Genomic DNA, 19,631 nt, shown 5'->3' with positions numbered 1-19,631 from the left:
ATGATAATGCAAGGTCAGACGCTTGCCGGACATCAGACACCCCGGAAATTGCACGAGCTGATACCGGCCGCCGGCGCATTCCCGGCTGTCCAACGAAAAACTCACATAGGGGGCGCTGTGTCCGATCGATTCCCAGGCCGCAAGCTATCGGTAGTCCGGGTGGGCGTGCTCATCGGCGCCGTGGTGGCTGCGGCTGCCGGCGGAGTGGCCGCATGGGGCAACTTCCAGGATGTCCGGGCGGCCGAGGCCATCCCGTCCGTGTTCTCCGGATACGTGGACGTCACGGCGACCCCGCGATATGCCTTCGAGGCCCCGGTCTCCAAGGAGGCCGACAAGATTGTGCTGTCCTTCGTGGTGGCCGATCCCAAAGATCCGTGCACACCGTCCTGGGGCGCCGCCTACTCGCTCTCCGACGCGGCGACCGCGTTGGACCTGGATCGGCGCGTGGCCCGGCTCCAGCAGCTCGGCGGCACCGTGGCCGTGTCCTTTGGCGGGCTGACCAACCAGGAGCTGGCCGTGAGCTGCACGGATCCCGCCAAGCTGAAGTCGGCCTACGCCGCCGTCGTCTCCCGCTACAACGTCAGCAGCATCGATCTTGATGTGGAAGGCGAGGCCCTCGCCGACCCGGCGTCCCTGCAACGGCGTTCCGCTGCCATCGCCGCGCTCCAGCAGGACCGTCAGCGCGACGGCAAGGCCCTCAGCGTCTGGCTGACCCTTCCGGCGGATCCGAACGGCCTCACGACGGCGGGCACAGACGCCGTGAAGCGGATGATTACCGCCGGCGTCGACCTCTCGGGCGTGAACGCCATGACGATGGACTACGGCGGGAGCAAGCTTCCCGGCCGCTCCATGTATGAGAACGCAGTGTCCGCCGCGGAAGCCACCCACCGGCAGCTGACCGGCCTGTACCGGGCCGCCGGCAGCGAACTTGGCAGCGAAACCGTGTGGCGGAAGGTCGGGCTGACGCCGATGATCGGCCAGAACGACGTCGCCGGCGAAATCTTCACGCTCAAGGACGCGCAGGAGCTCAGCGCCTACGCGAGCGCGCAGGGCATCGGCCGGCTGTCCATGTGGTCCCTGAACCGGGACCGCACCTGCAGCCAGAATTTCCCCGACGTCACGAAGGTTTCCGATGGCTGCAGCGGCGTGGACCAGGGCGGCTCGTCCTTCGCCACGATCCTCGGCGCCGGAGTGACGGCAAGCCCGTCCGCCTCCCCCGCCGCAGTGGCTCGGCAGACCCCCGCCCCGGTTGTCAGCGACGATCCCTCCACCAGCCCGTATCCGGTGTGGTCCGAGACCGCGGCCTACACCGCCGGCGAGCGGATCGTGTGGCATTCGAACGTGTACGAGGCCAAGTGGTGGACCCGCGACGACACCCCGGATGATCCCGTACTCCAGGGCACCGCGACCCCGTGGCGCATCATCGGTCCGGTCCTGGCCGGCGACCGGCCGACGCCCCAGCTGACGGCACCGGCGGGCACGGCACCGGCCTGGCAGCCGTCCAAGGTCTACCGCAAGGGCGACCGGGTGCTCTTCGAGGGCCGGGTCTTCGAAGCAAAATGGTGGACCCAGACCGACAGCCCCGAAGCTTCCTTGCAGGGCTCGCCCGACTCGCCGTGGTCCAAACTTCGCGATGAGGAGCTGCTCAAGGTCATGGCAACTTCGACGGCGCCCGCTCCGGCGCCTTAGCGCTCGTGGCCGGCGGCTGACATGTCGCCGGCCCCGGGCGTGCCATCGGCGAGCGCGTAGCGCTGCAGCACCGCACCCTTCGGTGTCGCGACGACCGGCTCGATGAGTCTGAGGTTCGTCGGAACCACCCCGTCGGTGAAGACCTTCTTTCCGCTGCCGAGGAGGATCGGATACACCCAGAGCGTGAGCCGATCGAAGAGCCTCTCGGCGAAGAGGGTCTGCACGAAGTCGAGGCTGCCGATGACGTGGATGTTCGCGTGCCGGTCGCGCAGTTCGCGAACGGCGGCGACGACGTCGGGACCGAGCAGGGTGGAGTCGGCCCAGTCGAGGGTCGGCGTGCGGCGCGAGGCCACGTATTTCGGGATCCGGTTGAACAGCCGCGCGATACCCCCGTCCGCGTGCGGCCAGTACCCGGCAAAAATGTCGTAGGTCCGGCGCCCAAGCAGCAGTGCGTCCATCCCCGCCATTCCGGAGACCACCTGCTCGCCGACGACTTCGTCGAAGAGAGGTGCCTGCCAGCCGCCAAACGCGAAACCGTTCTCCGGGTCCTCGTCCGGGCCGCCGGGCGCCTGCGCCACGCCGTCGAGAGTGGTGAACAGGTCGATATGGATGAGTCCCATGCCGCGCTCCTTCCCTGCCGCCCCGTTGCCCCGTTGCCCCGGCGACGGGATCACTTTGAGGCTGCCACGCGATGCCTCTGGGAAGCAACAGGTATTAGCCGCTCGTCACCCGGACACGCCGGCGCAGCGTGCGCTCGTGCTTGACCCGCTGGGCGATCACGAGGCCGGCCGCGGCGACGCCAACCGTAATGGGGTACCCCATGAGCCTTTCCAGCGTGCCCGGTTCCGGGACGTGCATGCCCGTCAGGCCGCCCGCAATGAGCGCCGCCAGGGACACCGCACCGCAGGCCAGGATGAGCCAGCCCAGCGGTGTCTGCCGCAGCCACAGCCAGCCCAGAACCAGGAGCGCCACGGCACCGGCCGCAAAATACATCAGGGCACCGGCGATGTGCCAGACGGACCCGGTGTTCTCGGGCACCAGCCCCACGATCACGGTGCCCGCCCCCGCGACGCCGGTCAGCAGCCGGGCTGTGCCTGCGGCGACCACGCCCGCGCTCCCGTGCGTTCGCCCCGCAGCCCCGGCCAGACCCGGAACTGGGACCAGGCCCGGGAACGGCGCCGTGCCCGCCATCCGGCCCCGTACCGACGGGACGCCGCGACGGGCGGCGCAGCACAGGAGCGCCGAACCGAGCAGGAACGCGCCGACGATCATGCCAAGACCCTGGACCATAAAGGACACGTTCATCAGCAGATGCGCCGGCGAGCAGACGTCCCGGCCGGAAAAGTCCCCGCAGGCCGAGGCGCCGAGGTCGCTGATATAGCCGGTGCGGCGGCTGTAGGGCTCCGGGCCCGCCCAGGCGCCGATCACGGCTGCCTCCGCCACGAAATACTGCAGCACGCTCAGCTTCGCCAGCGCCCCGACATAGAAACGCGTGGAGGCGACATTTGGGTAATAGAGGGCTCCGGCGGAAAGCTCGGTGGTTCCTGCGGTCATGCCAAGAGCGTAGTACGCGTGCTCACCTTGTATGCTTATATCCGTGTCCGACCGGGCCGGCCGTTGACCGGCCCCGGACGCCCGCCCTCGTAGCTCAGTGGATAGAGCACGGCTCTCCTAAAGCCGGTGTCGTTGGTTCGATTCCAATCGAGGGCACTTGAATATTCCTGCCCCGGACGAAACCCCGGACTCGGGTCCGGACGTTGACCTCCGCGCCTACCTGCGCGGCTCCTGGTCCGTCGACCGCACCCTGCTGGACCGCAGCAGCGGGACACGCGGAACTTTTACCGGCGTCGTCCGTTTTACGGACACGCCCGACGGCGGCCTGAACTGGCGTGAAGACGGCACCGTTCGCTGGTCATCCGGGAACGGCGCGCCGTTCAGCGGGCCGGCGAGCCGGGAATACGTGCTGCGGCCCGCGGACACACCCGCCGTCCTGGACGTGTACTTCCCGGACGGACGCCCCTTCCACCGGATGGGCTTCGCCGGGCAGTCCAGCCAGGATGTGCACTGGTGCGCCCCCGACACGTACCGCGTGACGTACACGGTGCTAGGGCCGGACGAGTGCGGCTACCGCTGGGACGTCACCGGACCTGCCAAGGACCAGCTACTGGAGTCATCCCTGCGCCGGCTCGACCCGGCAGCGGCCGCAGACCCAGCCACAAGGCCTGCAGAGTGAACCCCCGCATTGTGGTCTCCGCCGTCTGCGTCTTTGATGGCGCCGGACGCCTGCTGACCGTCCGCAAACGCGGCACGGACAAATTCATGCACCCCGGCGGCAAGCCCGAGGCCGGCGAAAGCGCCGCCGAGGCCGCGGCGCGCGAGCTGCAGGAAGAAGTGGGCATCATGCTGGCCCCCGACCGGCTGGATTTGCTGGGCCACTGGCTGGCGGAAGCCGCGAACGAGGCTGCCACCCAGATCGAGGCCACCGTCTTCACCGCCCCGGGCGTCTGGAGCGCCCGGCCGTCGGCTGAAATCGCCGAGATCCGCTGGCTGGACTTGGCCGCCGAACTCCCGGACGACCTCGCCCCGCTCCTGACGGACCATGTGCTGCCGGCGCTGTCCGCCAGGCGCCCCGCTTCGTACCGGGCCTAATACCCGGGAACAGACTCCTGGGCAACCGCACTGGCCTCAGCGAACTGCGTCCGGTACAGCTCCGCGTAGCGGCCCTCGGCGGCGAGGAGCTCGCTGTGGGTGCCGCGCTCCACGATGGTGCCGCCCTCCACGACGAGGATCGCGTCGGCCGCGCGGATGGTGGAGAGCCGGTGGGCGATGACGACGGCGGTGCGGCCCTCCAGCGCGGCGCCCAGCGCCTCCTGGACGGCGGCCTCGTTGGTGGAGTCCAGGGCGGCGGTGGCCTCGTCGAGGATGACCACCCGGGGCTGCGCGATGAGCAGGCGGGCGATCGTCAGGCGTTGCCGTTCGCCGCCGGAGAGCCGGTAGCCGCGCTCCCCGACTATGGTGTTCAGCCCGTCGGGGAGGGAACGAATCATGTCTTCGAGCCGGGCGCGCCGCAGCACATCCCACATCTGCTCTTCGGTGGCCTCGGGCCGGGCCAGGCGCAGGTTGGAGGCGATGCTCTCGTGGAACAGGTGACCGTCCTGGGTCACCATGCCGAGGGTCTCGCGCATCGAATCGAAGGTGAGGTCGCGGACGTCCACGCCGGTGCCGGGCTCGGTGCCGCCGAAGCGGACTGCCCCCGAATCGACGTCGTACAAGCGGGACAGAAGCTGCGCAATAGTGGACTTGCCGGCGCCCGAGGAGCCCACCAGGGCCACGGTCTGCCCCGGCTCCACCCGGAAGCTGATGCCGTGCAGCACTTCCTCGCCGCCGCGGGTGTCCAACGTCAGAACATCTTCCAGTGAGGCCAGAGAGACCTTGTCCGCCGAGGGGTAGGCGAAGCGGACGTCGTCGAACTCCACGGACAGCGGACCGCGCGGGGAGGCCACCGCGTCCGGCTTCTGCTCGATGAGAGGCTTGAGGTCCAGGATCTCGAAGACACGCTCGAAGCTGACCAGGGCGCTCATGACCTCGACCCGGGCGCTCGAGAGCGCCGTCAGCGGCGCGTAGAGGCGGGTGAGCAGCAGGGCGAGGACGACGACGTCGCCCGCGGCCAGTTGCCCGGCGAGCGCGAGCCAGCCGCCCAGGCCGTAGACCAGCGCGAGGGCCAGCGCCGAGACCAGCGTCAGCGCCGTGACGAAGGTGAACTGCAGCATCGCGGTCCGGACGCCGATGTCCCGGACCCGCCCGGCCCGGAGCGCGAACTCGTGGGACTCCTCGTCCGGGCGGCCGAACAGTTTGACCAGGGTGGCGCCGGGCGCGGAGAAGCGCTCGGTCATCTGGGTGCCCATGGCGGCGTTGTGTTCGGCTGCCTCGCGCCGCAGGTCTGCCAGTTTCGAGCCCATCCGGCGGGCCGGAATGAGGAAGATCGGGAGCAGGATCATGGCGAGCACCGTCACGAGCCACGATTTGTTGAGCATGACCGCGAGGGTCAGGGCCAGGGCCACGACGTTGCTGACCACGCCGGAGAGCGTGCCGGCGAAGGCCGATTGTGCCCCGATGACGTCGTTGTTCAGCCGGCTCACCAGGGCGCCGGTGCGGGTCCGGGTGAAGAAGGCAATCGGCATCTTCTGGACGTGGTCGAAGACCTTGGTGCGCAGGTCCACGATCACGCCTTCGCCGATGGTGGAGGACATCCAGCGCGTGACGAGGCCGATTCCGGCCTCGGCGACCGCCACGATCGCGATCAGGACGGCGAGGCGGATCACCGTGGAGGCATCCGCGTGGGCGATGATCGCGTCAACCACCTGCCCGGCGAGGACCGGGGTGGCGACGGCCAGGAAGGCCATCACGATGGACAGCAGCACGAAGGCGATCAGCTTGCCGCGGAACGGGCGGGCAAAACTGAAGACACGCTTCAGCGTCGCCTTCGAGAACGGCTTGGACCCGCTTGAGGCACGGGTGATGTTGTAGAGGGAGCTCCAGGCGACCCGGTCCATGCTCATGTGATGTTGCCTTTCGGGGCAGTGGCGTGCAGTTCGGTGACGACGCCGTTCTCGACGTTCCAGCGCGTATCAAGGCGCACGTTTTCCAGCAGCCGGCGGTCGTGGGTGACGAGCAGCAGGGCGCCGTCGTAGCTCTCGAGGGCTTCCTCGAGCTGCTCAATCGCGGGCAGGTCCAGGTGGTTGGTGGGTTCATCCAGGACCAAGAGGTTCACGCCCCGGGCCTGCAGCAGCGCCAGCGCGGCCCTGGTCCGTTCCCCCGGGGAGAGGGAGTCGACGGACCGGCTGGTGTGATCGGCCTTGAGGCCGAACTTGGCCAGCAGGGTGCGCACCTCCGCCGGGGTCTGCTCCGTCAGTACCGCCTCGACGGCATCCCCCAGCAGCCGATCGCCGGCCAGCAGCCCGCGGGCCTGGTCGATCTCCCCGACCGCCACGGAGACCCCCATGGACGCGTCCCCGGAGTCGGGCTGCTGGATGCCCAGGAGGAGCCGGAGCAGCGTGGATTTGCCCGCGCCGTTGGGACCGGTGATCCCGATCCGCTCGCCAGCATTCAGCTGCAGGTTCACCGGACCCAGGGTAAAGTCGCCCTGCTGCGCGACGGCGTCGCGCAGGGTGGCCACCACGGCACTGGACCGGGGCGCGGCCCCGATGCTGAACTGCAGCTGCCACTCCTTGCGCGGCTCTTCGACTTCCTCGAGCCGGGCGATGCGCGATTCCATCTGCCGGACCTTCTGCCCCTGCTTTTCCGAGGACTCGGTGCTGGCCGCCCGACGGATCTTGTCATTGTCCGGGTTCTTCTTCATGGCATTTCGGACGCCCTGCGAGCTCCACTCGCGCTGCGTGCGGGCCCGCGAGACGAGGTCGGCCTTGGTGGCGGCGAATTCCTCGAAGCGTTCACGGGCGTGGCGGCGTGCGACCGCACGCTCCTCCAGATAAGACTCGTACCCGCCGTCGTACACGGCCACCGAATTCTGGGCCAGGTCCAGTTCGACGACGGTGGAGACGCAGCGGGCAAGGAATTCGCGGTCGTGCGAGACCAGGACGACGCCGCCCCGCAGCCCCTGTACGAAGGCCTCCAGTTTGGCCAGGCCGTTGAGGTCGAGGTCGTTGGTGGGCTCGTCGAGCAGCACGATGTCGAAGCGGCTGAGCAGCAGCGCAGCCAGGGCAACGCGCGCGGCCTGGCCCCCGGACAGCCCGGTCATCCCGGCGTCCGGCCCCACCTCGAGGCCCAGGTCGGCCAGGACGGCCGGAATCCGGTCTTCGAGGTCCGCGGCGCCGGAGGCCATCCACCGGTCGAACGCGAGGGAGTAGGCATCGTCCGCGCCCGGGGCGCCCGAGCCGAGAGCCTCGGCGGTGGATTCCATGGCTGCGGTCGCCTGGGCGCAGCCCGTGCGCCGGCCGATGTAGCCGGAGATCGTCTCGCCGGCAATGCGTTCGTGTTCCTGGGGCAGCCAGCCCACAAAGGCGTCGGCCGGGGCCAGGCTCACCGAGCCCTCCTGCGGATCGTCGACGCCGGCCAGCAGCCGCAGCAGGGTGGATTTGCCGGCACCGTTGGCGCCGACGACGCCGACGACGTCGCCGGGGGCCACCGTCAGGGAAAGTTTTGAGAAGAGTGTGCGGTGATCGTGACCACCGGAAAGGTCTTTCGCAACAAGGGTTGCAGTCATTACTTCATCCTCTCACTGCGGCCCAAAACGGGCCCTCCCGGCCGGCAGAACCGGCCGGATAACGCGCCGAAAACCGGCCATCCCCCGGGCCGAAACCACACCGGGCATAGAAGAACCCGCCGGTCCGGACTTGGGGGGTGTACGGACCAGCGGGTTCGACCATTTAGCATAGTTGAATTAGGACCTCACGTAAAATCCCAGCCCGATCCACCGACACACCACAACCACCAGCCTCCACTGCCCCACCGCATGCCAGTAACCACACTGCCCATCGACTCCGCAGGAAGCCCTAGATGCCCCTACCCGCCAAGGCGTTCCAACTCTGGCTTCATCAGGTTGCCCCATCCGCGAGCACAGCCGATATCTGCAGAATCTCCGGGATCAAGCGCACTACGCTTGCGCAGCAACTGGTGCGCGGGAAAGTAGGCGAAGCGACGGTGGTCAGCATCAGCAGGGCCCTGCATTTGAGTCCGCTGGCGGCTCTGGCCTCCTTCGAGCACTACGAGGAACTGGCCACTGGGCCGCAGCCGCCGACACCCGCCGAACTCGTCAGCCAAATCGCGACCATGGACCTGTTGCGGGCGGTCATTTCGCGGTCTTCCCCGGCCTACGGCGGGTATGGCGACAACGGCAGCTCAATGACGCCCGCACTGACCCCGGCCCCGCACGCCACGTCCGTCCGGAACTGGGTGGACGCGATCGACGACGGCGAGTTGCGTCACCGGGTGTCAGCCGCCACCGGCGTGGCGCCGCAAAATTTTTCGGCCCAGCTCACGGCCAACAGGCTGTCCCCGGAACTGGCGATCGCGACTGCCCGTGCGGCGGGCGTAGGATTCACGGGCGGGCTCGTCGCCACCGGCTTGATCACCGAGGACGAGGCCGGCTGGCCGCCGGGGGCCAAGCAGGCAGCGTTGGACGCACTCTCCGACGGAGAACTGACCGCCCTCGCCGGTGAACGGCTACAGGCGCTCGGAAAATCGCTGCGCCGCCAGGAGCAGGAACAGGCACAGACAGAGAAAATTTGGGAGAACCTGGGATGATCGGGGTCCTGCAGTGGGGCACGCTGGCAGTGTGCTGCATCATCACGCTCGGCCGCCTTCCGAGTGCCCTCCGGGGTGAAAACCGGTCCCTGTTCTCGATATTTGCGCTGTTGACCCTGGCGATCCTGCTCAGCATCGATGCCCCGTATGTGGCCGTAGACCAGGCCTTGGGCGGCATGAATGTCGCCAATCTCGTGCTCCGGTTCGTCATCTTCGCCGCCGTCTTCTTCCTCGGGTTCCGGATGGCCCGGGGTTTTGGCGCGGACGACGCCCGCCGGCTCATCACCGGCCCCATCGGCATCGCAGCAGCCGCAGCCGCCTCGGCCGCGGTGGTGGTGGTCTTCCTCATGATGGACACGGCCGGCTCCTCGGCGGGACTGGCCGGGATTGCCGCCAAAGACGGCCACCAGGCCGCCTTGGTGGAGTGCTACGGGGCCGCTGGGAGGCTCTATCCGACGTTTATCATGCTGGCCCTGTTTCCGGCCATGATGCGGACCCTTCGCAGCGGCCTCTCCGTCCTGGTCCGGTCCGGCGCGGCGCTACTGGCGCTGGGTGCCGTGGCCATTTCCCTGAGCCTGCTGTTTCCCGCTATTCCGCCGCCCCTGGGCTTCTTGCGCTTCGTCATCAACTACACGGCGGTGCTCTGCGTGGTTCTGGGGCTGGTCCTGTTCTGGATGGCGAAGGGTCTTGCGAAGCGGGGGTCTAAGAAGCAAGCTAGCCTCACCGGAGTGACGTGGCGCTGAGCAGGCGAGTGATGTAGGAGAACCCGGAATGATTGCAACCCTTCAGTGGGGAACGCTGATCATTTGTTCCGTGGTGCTCCTCCTCCGTGTTCCGGACGCGATCCAGGGCCGGAACAGGACGGTTTTCGGGATTTTGGTTCTCGCGACGCTGTGCAGCCTGCTCTCGGTGCCCGGGCCCTACGAGGCGATCGACGCGGCTCTCGGGGGATGGAACCTCACGCATCTCATCCTGCGCTTCCTGGTGTTCGCCGCGGTTCTGCTGGTTGGCCTGCGGGTTGCCCGGGGGCTGGCAGATCAGCGCGGCTACCGTCTCATTGCGGGCCCGGCCGGGCGCTGGGCTCTGGCGATCAGTGCTGCCGCCGCCGCGGCGACTTTCTTCCTGATGGACACCCGCGGCTCCTCGGCCGGCCTGCTGGGCATTCCGGACCATGGTGGACGCAACACCATCCTGGCGCCGTTCTATGCCGCGGCCGGCCGCGCGTATCCGGCCTATGTTTCGCTCGCCCTCCTGCCGGCGTTACTGGCCACCACGAGGAGCCAGTTGCCGCGGCTGGTGCGTGCCGGCGCCTTCCTGACGTCCTTCGGCGCCCTCGCCACCGCCACCAGCGTCCCCGCATCCTTCGCCCCGGAGCCCTGGATCCCTGCGCAGCAGACGGTCAACTATGTGGCCGTCCTTGGTTATGTCCTGGGGCTGGGACTGTTCTGGATTTCCGGTCGCGTCCCTAAGGAATCTGGTAACGCTCGCGCAACATTTCGCAAGAACCAGGAATAGACATTCACAAAATCATTAGACCGTGAGAGAATCATGAATGTGTGAAAGCGACATCCGCTTTGTGTACGGATTGAGCCGTGCAAAGCCGAGGCAGTCGTCCAAGCGCCATTGGGGGGATGAGTGGTAGCGGTCCGCGAGGACCGCTCCCACTCAGCCTGTTTAAGGGGCGCATCGGCTCCGGGCGTCAGCGCCCGAACCGGAGCGTGACCAGCTGGAACGGCCGGAGCGTGACCTCGGCGGTATCCACGTGCGCCGTCGTCACCCCGGGCGCCTCAACGGGCCGTTCCAGCAGGTCCACGGCCTGCACCCGGAGTGCCGGGAAATTGGCCGCGACCACGCCCACGGACCGCTCCCCCAGCGATTCATACAGCCTGACGACCACATCGCCGGAGCCGTCCTCAGCGAGTTTGACCGCCTCAATGACGAGGGCAGGATTGGACACGGCGAACAGCGGCTCCACCCCGTGGGCGCCTCGTGCAATCCGCGGTGTCAGATTGGTGCGGTAGCCCTCCTCGACCGCGTCCGCGATTGTGGCGCCCGGCCGGATGGTGACGTACAGTTCGTGCCGGCCCTGGTCCGCGCCGGGATCCGGAAACTTCGGTGCCCGCAGCAGCGAAACCCGCACCGTGGTGGTGGTCCCGCCGTCGGCGTCCCGGACGTTGCGGGTGACGTCGTGGCCGTAGCTGGACGCGTTGGCGATGGCCACCCCGTAGCCGGGTTCGGCAACGTGGATCCAGCGGTGGGCGCAAATCTCGAACTTCGCGGCCTCCCAGGATGTATTGAGATGGGTGGGGCGGAAGACGTGCCCGAACTGCGTCTCCGCCGCCGAACGGTCCGCCTTCACGTCCAGGGCAAAGCCGAGCTTGAGAAGCTTTTCGCTTTCCTGCCAGTCCACCGCTGTGGTGATCGCAAGGGAGTCGGCCCCGGCGCCAAGCGCGATCCGCTGGGTCACGGCAGAGGAACCGGCCATCCGCTCCACCACCACGACGGCGCCCGGGTATTCCCCCCGGGGATCGTGTTCCAGCGTCACCGACCTCGCCTCATCCAACCGGACGACGTTGCGGCGGTAAAACGCGTCGATGTCCCACGCGTCCCATTCGTTCGGCGTGTCCCGGTGCAGCTCCAGGAGGTTGCCGCGTTCCCCGGGCGCGATCGCCTCACGCCCGGTGGCGTGGTCCATGAGCGAGGCCAGCAGCCCGTCGGTGTCCACCACGGCCCGGATGATGCCGTTGTCCAGGATGTAGCCGCCGTCGGCTTCGGTTACGGCCACCGGGTTCCCGGGCGGGACCGGCTCGGCAGCGGCCAGCGCCGGCACGCCCTGGCGCCCGTGCGGGGCGGCGTTGAGCAGGAACTCCCGGTTCCCCGCGCCCAGGACCGCGGCTGCGGCGTCGCTGATAATGGCCTCCAGTCCCCGTTCGACGGCGGCATAATTCCGTTCGGCGTCCTGGTGGACCCACGCGATGGAACTTCCAGGCAGGATGTCATGAAACTGCTGGAGCAGGACCAGCCGCCACAGGCGCCTGAGCTCAGCCGCGGGGTAGGTGTGCCCGGCCCGCACCGCCGCCGTGGCGCTCCAGAGTTCGGCTTCCCGGAGCAGGTGCTCGCTGCGCCTGTTCCCGAGCTTGGTCCGGGCCTGGCTGGTGTAGGTTCCGCGGTGCAGTTCCAGGTACATCTCCCCCACCCAGACCGGCAGGGGACCGTACTCAGCCTGGGCCCGCGTGAAGAAGCTGGCCGCCGAGCCGATCCGCACCTTCGGGGATCCTTCCAGGTCAGCCGTGCGCTGCGCCGCGGCGAGCATCTCCCGCGTCGGGCCGCCGCCGCCGTCGCCGTACCCGAACGGCACCAGGGAGGTTGTCCCGTGTCCATGGTCCCGGTAGTTGCGTTCCGCGTGCGCCAGATCCCTGGCGCTGAGGTCGGAGTTGTAGCTGTCCACCGGCGGGAAATGGGTGAACACCCGCGTGCCGTCGATCCCCTCCCAGTTGAACGTGTGGTGCGGCATCTTGTTGACCTGGTTCCACGAGATCTTCTGGGTCAGGAACCAGCGGCTGCCTGCTGCCTTGATGATCTGCGGCAGGGCGGCGGAATACCCGAAGGTGTCCGGGAGCCATGCCTCCTGGCAATCCACGCCGAACTCGGCCAGGAAGAAGCTCTTGCCCTCAAGGAACTGCCGCGCCATGGCCTCGCCGCCGGGCATGTTGGAGTCCGATTCGACCCACATCCCGCCGACCGGAACGAACTGGCCGCCGCGGACCTTGTCCCGGATGCGCGCGAAGAGCTCCGGGTAGTACTCCTTCATCCATGCGAGCTGCTGGGCCGAGGAGCATGAGAAGACGAAGTCGGGGTGCTCGTCCATGAGCGCGACGACGTTTGAGAACGTCCGGGCGCACTTGCGGATGGTTTCCCGCACGGGCCACAGCCATGCTGAATCGATATGGGCATGCCCCGTGGCTACGAGCTGATGGGCCGAGGCATAGGCCGGCCGGGACAGGGCCTCGGCCAAGGCGGCCCGTCCGGCTTCCGCGGTTCCGGCGACGTCGTCCGGGTCCATGATGTCCAGCATGCGTTCGAGCGCCCGCAGGAGCTCATGGCGGCGGGGCAGGTCCATGGGAAGTTCGTGCATGAGCCCGCTCAGGGCCAGAATGTCCTGCTGCAGCTCCCAGACCGTCTGGTTGCGCTCGGCGATGGCGATTCGGCCGAGGCGGTATTTCGGCTCGCTGCCCGAGGTCGCCTTGTCACCGTAGGGGGTGGCTGCGAAGGTCCAGTTCTGCGACAGGTCCGGGTTGGCCGCGGCTTCGACGTAGAAATCGACGGCCATGCCGCCGCCCAGGAGCTTGAGCGGAATGTATTGGTTCCGTGGCGAGATCGCCTTGATGATGGTCCCGTCGGACCGCCAGGCGATGCCTTCGCACTGGAATCCCGGGAGGTCGCCGCTGAACCCCAGGTCCACAAGGACTTCCACCGACATGCCGTCCGCCGTGCCCCAGGCTTCCGGCACCTCGCCCTGTAGCCGGAGCCACTTGGTGCTCCACGGCCGGCCCCAGGCCGCGCCGTGTTCCTGCGGCGTGAACTCGTGCCGCAACGCCTCCAACGCCGGCACGGGCTCGTCCGGCGCGTCCCAGCTGCTCAGCGTCAGCGGCAGAGTGCGCGGGTACACCGCGGGGTCGATGCGGTCACGCAGAAAGCGGTCCAGCCGGACTTCCGTAAGACGGCGGTCGTCGTGCAATGTGATCCTCTTCCGCGCCGGGGACCGATCGGTTCCAATCGATGGATAAAACTTACGTCGCGGGCACCCTTCAGGCCAAGTGTTGCCGCCGGCCGGCCAGGCCACTGGCCAGCCACACCTCCGGTCGGAGGGGCCGGTCTAGACGGCCGCGCCCGCCGCGGGCGCCGGGGCGGGAGCGGGAAACGCCACGCGGTGCTGGCCGGCGTAGACGTTCAAGCTGGTCCGGCGGCTGAACCCGGCCAGGGTCATCCCGCTGGCCTCGGCGAGCTCGACGGCCAGGCTCGAGGGTGCGCTCACAGCGGCGAGCACCGGGATTCCGGCAAGGGATGCCTTTTGGACGAGTTCAAACGAGGCCCGGCCGGATACCTGCAGCACGGTCCCCCGGAGCGGCAGCAGTCCCTCGCGGAGCGCCCAGCCCACCACTTTGTCCACGGCGTTGTGTCGTCCGACGTCTTCCCTGAGGCACAGCAGCTCGGCCGAGCCGTCGTCGGCGATCCTGAAGAGGCCGGCGGCATGCACGCCGCCGGTGACGTCAAAGACGTCCTGGGCGGACCGGAGCGCGTCCGGGAGGGCCGCCAACGTTTCCACGGGGACGGTCAACGGATCCCCGGCCGGGCTGAAGTGCGAGGATTTGCTCACGGCCTCAATGGAGTCCGTCCCGCAAATGCCGCAGGAACTGGAGGTAAAGACGTTGCGTCCAATCTCCGGCCGGACGACGTCGGGACGGAGCTGGGCCTCCACGACGTTGAAGGTCTGCACGCCGTCGGCGTCCTCGCCGGCGCAGAACCGGAGCGAGACCAGCTGCTCGGGGGTCCAAATGATCCCCTCCGAGACCAGGAATCCCGCGACGAGGTCGAAGTCGTTGCCCGGCGTTCGCATCGTGACAGAGAACTGCATGCTTCCGAGCCGGACTTCCAGCGGTTCCTCGACGGCCAGGACGTCTTCCCGGTGCCGGACCGGGAACTCGAGGGCCTGCGGGGAACCGTCCAGGACGATTTTGTGCACCTTGCGGCGCTGTGTCACACGGCCCATCCGGTACTCCTAAGCAACATAGTGTGCGGTTGTGTTAATTCTCTGACTGGTTCCATCATTGCAAGCGCCCGACGCTGAAGCCAGCGCGCCAAAGGGCTGTGGGTCCGACCCGCGGCTCCGACCGCGGTGCCGATCCGGAGGCCTGAGGGGTCGGACCCATCGGGCGGGCTGGGGCGGGCCGCACCGGCAGGATACGGGCCGTGTACGGGCCGGGTCTCCGGCGATTTTCAGCCCAGGAGGGCACTCCAGTCCACCGGCCCGTCATTGGCTGCCGGTTTCCTGGCCGTGCGCTTCGCGGCAGGCTTTGGCTCGGGCGATGCCGCCGCCGGGTCCGGGAGCGGCGGCCCCCACGGGAGCGCGAAGGCGCGGACCAGCTCCCCCAGCTGCACACCGTGGGGCGGAACCACCAGCACGCCGTCGGCGGCGGCCAGGCCCCGCATCATCCCCGATCCTGAGTGCTGCGCCGGCGATGCCATGCCGTAGAGAAGCCGGTAGGGCATGAGCCGCGTCCGGCCGGGATCAGCGTCAATCGTCGAACCGCAGGGCACCTCGCCGAGCGGCGGCATGGGCCGGTGCCCCAGGGCGGCCAGGAGCGGAGCTCCGATGGTGGACAGCGCCATCATGGCCGCGAGCGGGTTTCCCGGCAGGCCGAGGATGTACCGTCCGTCCGGCAGTTCGGCCAGCACGGCGGGGTGGCCCGGCCGCATCGCGATCCCGTCGATCAGCAGGCGTCCGCCCAGTTCGGCGACCGAACGCCGCAGGTGATCTGTTCCGGAGCGGCCCGTGCCGCCGGTGGTGATGACGACGTCGGCAGGCAGGCTCTCCCCGGCGGCTGCCAGGACGGGCTCCGTGTCCTCGAGCGCGGCGAGCCATTCGGCGTAGGAGTCGCCGATTTTCACTTCTTCGGTGCAGATCCCGCCGAGCATCCCCACCACGGCTGCCAGTTGGGGACCGAACGTGTCACGGACCTTCCCGGGTGCCGGCATCCCGGACGCCACGACCTCCGAGCCGGTGAAGACGAGCCGCACCACGGCCTTGCCGAGCACCGCGAGAGCGTCGGTTCCGGCCAAAGCGGCGAGGGCCAGGTGCGCCGGATTCAGGACGGTGCCGCGCTTGATCAGGATGTCCCCGTCGGCTGCCTCCTCCCCTGCTTTCCTGATGTGCTCGCCGTTACGCGGGTCCCCCGGCTTCGCGCTGCCGCCCAGTCTCAGGACGGGCAGGCCGTCCTCGTCCGTGTCGATAACGCCGCTTTCACTGCGCAGCACAGCCTTGGCCCCGACCGGAATGAGGCCGCCGGTGACAATCGGACTTGCCTGATGCGGCACCAGCCGCTGGCTGGGTTCGGCCAGGATCCAGGGACCGCTGCCGTTGACCGCCCACCCATCCATGGCAGAGGAGGCATAGTGGGGCATGTCCTGCAGGGCAACGACGTCGGCCGCCAGCGTCCGGCCCAGGGCCTGCCGGAGCGGGACGGGGGCGGCCGGGATCGGAACGGCACAGTCGAAGGCGAGCTGCCGGGCTTCCTGCCACGTGTGGGCCAGATGCCGGTGCTGCACCACCGCCGTGTTCTGGTCAGCCGGGACCTGGCCCGCTATGTCTGAATCCGCCGTCTCCGCGCCTGCTGTGAGCGTGCCTGCCGGATCCGCGCCTGCCGTCTCCGGGCCTGCAGCAACAAGAGGGGCCGTGGGCCTGTCCCCGCCTGCGGAGGCCGGTCCGCCGTCGTCCGGGAGCGCCGGCGTCATGCCCCGGGGGCTTCGGCGGCTGCGTAGTCCGTGGCGAACCGGCGCGCTACGGCCATGGCGGCCTGCATGGATGCGACGTCCGTGCTCTGACCAGAGCCCGAGGCCAGGCCGGCGGCAAAGCCGGCAATGAACGTGGTCAGCGGCGCCGCCGGACGGACCACCGAATGGGCGGCCACGCCTGCGAGGGCCAGCACCTCGTTCACGTCAATCTCAACATTGTCCAGCTCCAGCGCCTGGAGCAGGGCACGGCACCAGTCTTCCAGCATTTCATCCTGGCTTTTCACCGTTTGCCTCCATGGTCGAGTTCAGCTGGGGAGTTCCGGACCGGAGCCCGGGCCTGGGTTCGGGATCACACCGGACACCCCGAGTGCCGCAGCGTCGCCCCACGTGTCAACATCATCCGTGGAACCGGGGGGAACGCTAACTTCACGCACGTCCAGCCTAGCAAGAAGGGCGAACACCGAGGCGTTTTCCAGACTTCCCCGGCGCGCGGCGTCCGACGCGCATCGTTGTAGCGCGGCCGTGCTATAAAGTGCCACGAGGGGCTGCTTTCGGCCGTCGGACGCGACGGCCATGACGCCGTCGGTGCGGTCCCCGCCCCGGTCAGCGCCCGGCACAGCGGCCACCGCTTCGCGCAGGGCGCTTACGGCCGCGGCCGCCCGCGGCATGTCGCAGGCGAGGACGAGGACAAAAGGCGGCGCGGCGGCGGCTCCAGGGCGACCGGCCCGGCTCGCGGCCAACGCGCCCAAACCTGCGGCGATCGCGGCGGCCGGCCCTGCAAAGCGCGGCTCTTCCCGGCAGCTCAGGACGCCGCTGGGCAGGTCACCGGGGTCGGGCCCGACGACGACGATGTGCCCGGCCGCGTCCGCGGCGCGCAGTGATCGCTCAAGGAGGGTGGCGCCGTCGAAAATCAACCCGGACTTGGGCACGCCGCCAAGGCGGGACGATCTGCCCCCGGCGAGAATAATGGCATCGAACTGCACCGATTCAGACTATCGCGGCGCGGGCTGCCGGCGAATCCTGCCCGGCCGGGACCGCCGGGGGTGCCCGCGGTTCAGTCCTCACGCAGCGGGACGGCCCGGCAACTGGTTCAGGCGGCCGACTCCGGGAGCAGGAACGGATCCCAGGCAGGCGTCGGCTTCTCGAGCTCCTTGATCTGCCAGATGGTGCCCTTCGGCGGCCCCGGAACAAACCCGACCTTCCAGCCCATCTCCGCCGGGGTGTGGTCGCCTTTGGCGTTGTTGCAGCGCAGGCAGGCCGCGACCAGATTCTCCCAGGAATCAGCGCCGCCCCGCGATTTGGGCTGGACGTGGTCGATCGTGTGGGCGGCCTTGCCGCAGTACGCGCAGCGGTGCGCGTCGCGGCGAAGCACCCCGCGGCGGCTGACCGCCGTCGTCGTGTTGTATCGCGGCCGGATGTAGCGGTTAAGGAGGATCACGGATGGTCGTCCCAGAACGTCCTGGGGGCCGACGACGGGATCGTCTCCTTCGGCCACGACGCTGGCCTTTCCGGTCAGGACAAGGACGAGCGCCCGGCGGAAGGTCACTACCGCCAGCGGTTCATATCCAGCATTCAGAACGAGAGTGCGCATCCGCATACCTCTTCACGGCCGCACCCGCCAGGGGCACGAGGGCCGGCTGCCCTGTGCATGGTCGGGCTATGGATCGACAAGACAAGAGTAAACACTCAACTGCCGGATCACCGAATATTTTTTCGCTGGCCCGGTAACTGACGCAGAAATTGCCTCGCGCTTAACCCAAAGGACCCCGGCCTCAAGAGGCAGGGGTCCTTCGAAGTGCGGGGGTGTGAGCCTAGCCGCCGACGCGGATGAAGACCGGGCCGGAGCCGATGTTCACGCTGTACAGCGCGGTGGTGCCACCGTTCCAGCCGCCGTGGACGGCCATGCCGTTGCCGACGTAAACCGCGATGTGGGCCATGCCGACTCCGCCGTTCTGGTAGTAGGCGAGGTCACCGGGACGAGCTTCGGCGGCGCTCACCGTGCGGCCGAGGGACAGGTAACCAGCCGGCCAGCCGTGGTAGTGGATGCCGGCCGCGGCCAGGGCGTTGGTGGCGAGCATGGTGCAGTCCTGCGACACGCCGATCTGGGCGTAGGCGGCGGCTGCGATGGTCGCGCCCATGCCGCTGGCAACACCGGTTGCGGCCGGGGCGGCAACCGCGGCGGTGGCGCCAACCTGGGCGCCGCCGGCCTGGGGAGCCGTCGCATCCTGGACCTTCACGACAGGCTTGGGAGCCGCGACCGGAGCCGCGACGGCGGGAGCCGGTGACGTGGTCACAGCAGGCTTCTCGTAAGAGATCGCGATGCTGGACGCAGCCGAAATCGTCGCCGGTGCGGACGACTGGACTTCCAGGGCCGAAGCGGAGGTGGATTCGCGCTGAACATTGGTCTCAGCAGCGTTGGCTGCGATTCCGCTGGTCAAAACCAGACCGGAAGCTGCGGCGATAACCGCGGCCTGACGGCCCATGCCGCCGGCGTTGTCGCCGACTGCCTTGGCAATAACAGCCAGCGAGTTGGTCTTGGTGACCTCGGCGCGGTGCCGTGCAATGGTTGCACGAGTAGTCATTAAGTTCTCTCTTTCGTGATCCTTGGACCGCGCGTTTTCGGGCGCGGGCTGAGGACGCTCCGGCATCTTGGGGGTACGCCGGATCGCCCCGAAATGGGTTACTTAGCGAAGGGTGTACTGCGAAGACGCGCCAAAAGCGGGAACTGCATGCTGTCCGGGCTCGATAGAAAACGAGCGTGCGGAACGTGATCCAATCCGGGCGCCGGCAAGGGCGGCACGTGATATGGATTCCAGCGGGCTCGTAAGAGCCGCGCCAGTGCGCAGACGCGCAGCATTGTGGCGTGAAGACACGAAAGTAGCCTCTCCCAATGCCTACGAGGTGAGCTGTCGGATTCGGATGGGAGTCACCCGGCCGCTCCGCTTCCTGAGAAGCTTTGCGACTTAACCCCTAGGCCTTCTTTCGAAGGCCAAAATTGGTTCCCCCGCCCCTGCCAGACGATGTAATGCGAACGGACCTTGAGCGGTGGCAGAGCTAGGCAATCCACTCAAGAGCGCCAACTTCGGAAAAGTTGGCGTGCTTCAAACCCTACAGGAGTCCGGCCTCAATGTCACATTCAGATCACGGCGTGTCACATGGATGCGAGA

Annotated in this window: 17 protein-coding genes, 1 tRNA gene and 1 riboswitch; of the genes, 7 read left to right on the top strand and 11 right to left on the bottom strand. The window is 68.3% G+C overall.

The window, feature by feature from the left end:
* Positions 1 to 117 precede the first annotated feature (117 nt).
* On the top strand, positions 118 to 1,689 hold the full coding sequence (locus tag AB4Y72_RS07985) for a chitinase (protein WP_441425622.1): 1,572 nt from the start codon (positions 118 to 120) through the stop codon (positions 1,687 to 1,689).
* Here the strand turns inward: AB4Y72_RS07985 and AB4Y72_RS07980 are convergent.
* The gene (locus AB4Y72_RS07980) at positions 1,686 to 2,309 is read right to left on the bottom strand and encodes a dihydrofolate reductase family protein (RefSeq protein ID WP_441425621.1); all 624 of its coding nucleotides are present in this window, start codon (positions 2,307 to 2,309) and stop codon (positions 1,686 to 1,688) included. The two genes, AB4Y72_RS07985 and AB4Y72_RS07980, sit on opposite strands and share 4 nt — an antisense overlap.
* Positions 2,310 to 2,403: 94 nt before the next feature.
* Complete coding sequence (locus tag AB4Y72_RS07975) at positions 2,404 to 3,243, bottom strand: DUF998 domain-containing protein (protein WP_441425620.1); 840 nt, start codon at positions 3,241 to 3,243, stop codon at positions 2,404 to 2,406.
* Positions 3,244 to 3,326: 83 nt separating this feature from the next.
* Between AB4Y72_RS07975 and AB4Y72_RS07970 the strand changes: the two genes are divergently transcribed.
* The 3 genes from AB4Y72_RS07970 (at position 3,327) to AB4Y72_RS07960 (ending at position 4,338) form a co-directional block, all read left to right on the top strand.
* Positions 3,327 to 3,399 (top strand) — tRNA-Arg (locus AB4Y72_RS07970).
* Between the two features lies 1 nt (position 3,400).
* Positions 3,401 to 3,922 carry a DUF6314 family protein gene (locus AB4Y72_RS07965; RefSeq protein ID WP_441425619.1) on the top strand — a complete coding sequence of 174 codons (522 nt, stop codon included), beginning with the start codon at positions 3,401 to 3,403 and terminating at the stop codon, positions 3,920 to 3,922.
* Positions 3,919 to 4,338: an NUDIX hydrolase gene (locus AB4Y72_RS07960; protein WP_441425618.1), complete on the top strand. Its 420-nt coding sequence runs from the start codon at positions 3,919 to 3,921 to the stop codon at positions 4,336 to 4,338. Before AB4Y72_RS07965 ends, AB4Y72_RS07960 begins: the two co-directional genes overlap by 4 nt.
* On the opposite strand, the gene AB4Y72_RS07955 is transcribed toward AB4Y72_RS07960, so the two are convergent.
* Together AB4Y72_RS07955 and AB4Y72_RS07950 are read right to left on the bottom strand one after the other, a co-directional pair.
* Positions 4,335 to 6,248 (bottom strand): ABC transporter ATP-binding protein, encoded by a 1,914-nt coding sequence (locus tag AB4Y72_RS07955; protein WP_441425617.1) that lies wholly within the window; start codon positions 6,246 to 6,248, stop codon positions 4,335 to 4,337. The genes AB4Y72_RS07960 and AB4Y72_RS07955 overlap by 4 nt on opposite strands.
* Complete coding sequence (locus tag AB4Y72_RS07950; RefSeq protein WP_441425616.1) at positions 6,245 to 7,912, bottom strand: ABC-F family ATP-binding cassette domain-containing protein; 1,668 nt, start codon at positions 7,910 to 7,912, stop codon at positions 6,245 to 6,247. Before AB4Y72_RS07950 ends, AB4Y72_RS07955 begins: the two co-directional genes overlap by 4 nt.
* Positions 7,913 to 8,205: 293 nt before the next feature.
* Between AB4Y72_RS07950 and AB4Y72_RS07945 the strand changes: the two genes are divergently transcribed.
* From AB4Y72_RS07945 to AB4Y72_RS07935, 3 genes are read left to right on the top strand one after another with little or no spacing between them, the layout of a single operon-like run.
* Positions 8,206 to 8,952 carry a hypothetical protein gene (locus tag AB4Y72_RS07945; protein ID WP_441425615.1) on the top strand — a complete coding sequence of 249 codons (747 nt, stop codon included), beginning with the start codon at positions 8,206 to 8,208 and terminating at the stop codon, positions 8,950 to 8,952.
* A complete protein-coding gene (locus tag AB4Y72_RS07940) occupies positions 8,934 to 9,695 on the top strand; it encodes a hypothetical protein (protein WP_441425614.1) in 762 nt (253 codons plus the stop codon). Before AB4Y72_RS07945 ends, AB4Y72_RS07940 begins: the two co-directional genes overlap by 19 nt.
* A 28-nt stretch (positions 9,696 to 9,723) precedes the next feature.
* Positions 9,724 to 10,467 carry a hypothetical protein gene (locus AB4Y72_RS07935; RefSeq protein WP_441425613.1) on the top strand — a complete coding sequence of 248 codons (744 nt, stop codon included), beginning with the start codon at positions 9,724 to 9,726 and terminating at the stop codon, positions 10,465 to 10,467.
* Between the two features lie 184 nt (positions 10,468 to 10,651).
* On the opposite strand, the gene AB4Y72_RS07930 is transcribed toward AB4Y72_RS07935, so the two are convergent.
* The 7 genes from AB4Y72_RS07930 to AB4Y72_RS07900 form a co-directional block, all read right to left on the bottom strand.
* The gene (locus AB4Y72_RS07930; protein ID WP_441425612.1) at positions 10,652 to 13,690 is read right to left on the bottom strand and encodes an alpha-mannosidase; all 3,039 of its coding nucleotides are present in this window, start codon (positions 13,688 to 13,690) and stop codon (positions 10,652 to 10,654) included.
* Between the two features lie 138 nt (positions 13,691 to 13,828).
* Positions 13,829 to 14,722 (bottom strand): formate dehydrogenase accessory sulfurtransferase FdhD, encoded by an 894-nt coding sequence (gene fdhD / locus AB4Y72_RS07925; RefSeq protein WP_441425611.1) that lies wholly within the window; start codon positions 14,720 to 14,722, stop codon positions 13,829 to 13,831.
* 227 nt (positions 14,723 to 14,949) lie between these two features.
* The gene (locus AB4Y72_RS07920; RefSeq protein WP_441425610.1) at positions 14,950 to 16,464 is read right to left on the bottom strand and encodes a molybdopterin molybdotransferase MoeA; all 1,515 of its coding nucleotides are present in this window, start codon (positions 16,462 to 16,464) and stop codon (positions 14,950 to 14,952) included.
* Positions 16,461 to 16,748, bottom strand: coding sequence for a DUF6457 domain-containing protein (locus AB4Y72_RS07915; protein ID WP_441425609.1), 288 nt, complete (start codon positions 16,746 to 16,748; stop codon positions 16,461 to 16,463). Before AB4Y72_RS07915 ends, AB4Y72_RS07920 begins: the two co-directional genes overlap by 4 nt.
* Before the next feature lie 21 nt (positions 16,749 to 16,769).
* Positions 16,770 to 17,447, bottom strand: a complete 678-nt coding sequence (gene mobA, locus AB4Y72_RS07910; RefSeq protein WP_441425608.1) for a molybdenum cofactor guanylyltransferase — start codon at positions 17,445 to 17,447, stop codon at positions 16,770 to 16,772.
* A gap of 107 nt (positions 17,448 to 17,554) precedes the next feature.
* Entirely contained in the window at positions 17,555 to 18,055 is a 501-nt protein-coding gene (locus tag AB4Y72_RS07905) for an HNH endonuclease (RefSeq protein ID WP_441425607.1), read from the bottom strand.
* Between the two features lie 220 nt (positions 18,056 to 18,275).
* Positions 18,276 to 19,046, bottom strand: a complete 771-nt coding sequence (locus AB4Y72_RS07900; RefSeq protein WP_441425606.1) for an NlpC/P60 family protein — start codon at positions 19,044 to 19,046, stop codon at positions 18,276 to 18,278.
* A 295-nt stretch (positions 19,047 to 19,341) separates the two neighbouring features.
* Positions 19,342 to 19,511, bottom strand: a riboswitch (cyclic di-AMP (ydaO/yuaA leader).
* Between the last annotated feature and the right edge of the window lie 120 nt (positions 19,512 to 19,631).

The organism is Arthrobacter sp. YAF34, from assembly GCF_052113245.1.
GTDB lineage: Bacteria > Actinomycetota > Actinomycetes > Actinomycetales > Micrococcaceae > Arthrobacter.
The sequence above is the reverse complement of the archived record's forward strand: the minus strand, read 5'-3'. Positions and strand labels throughout refer to the sequence as shown.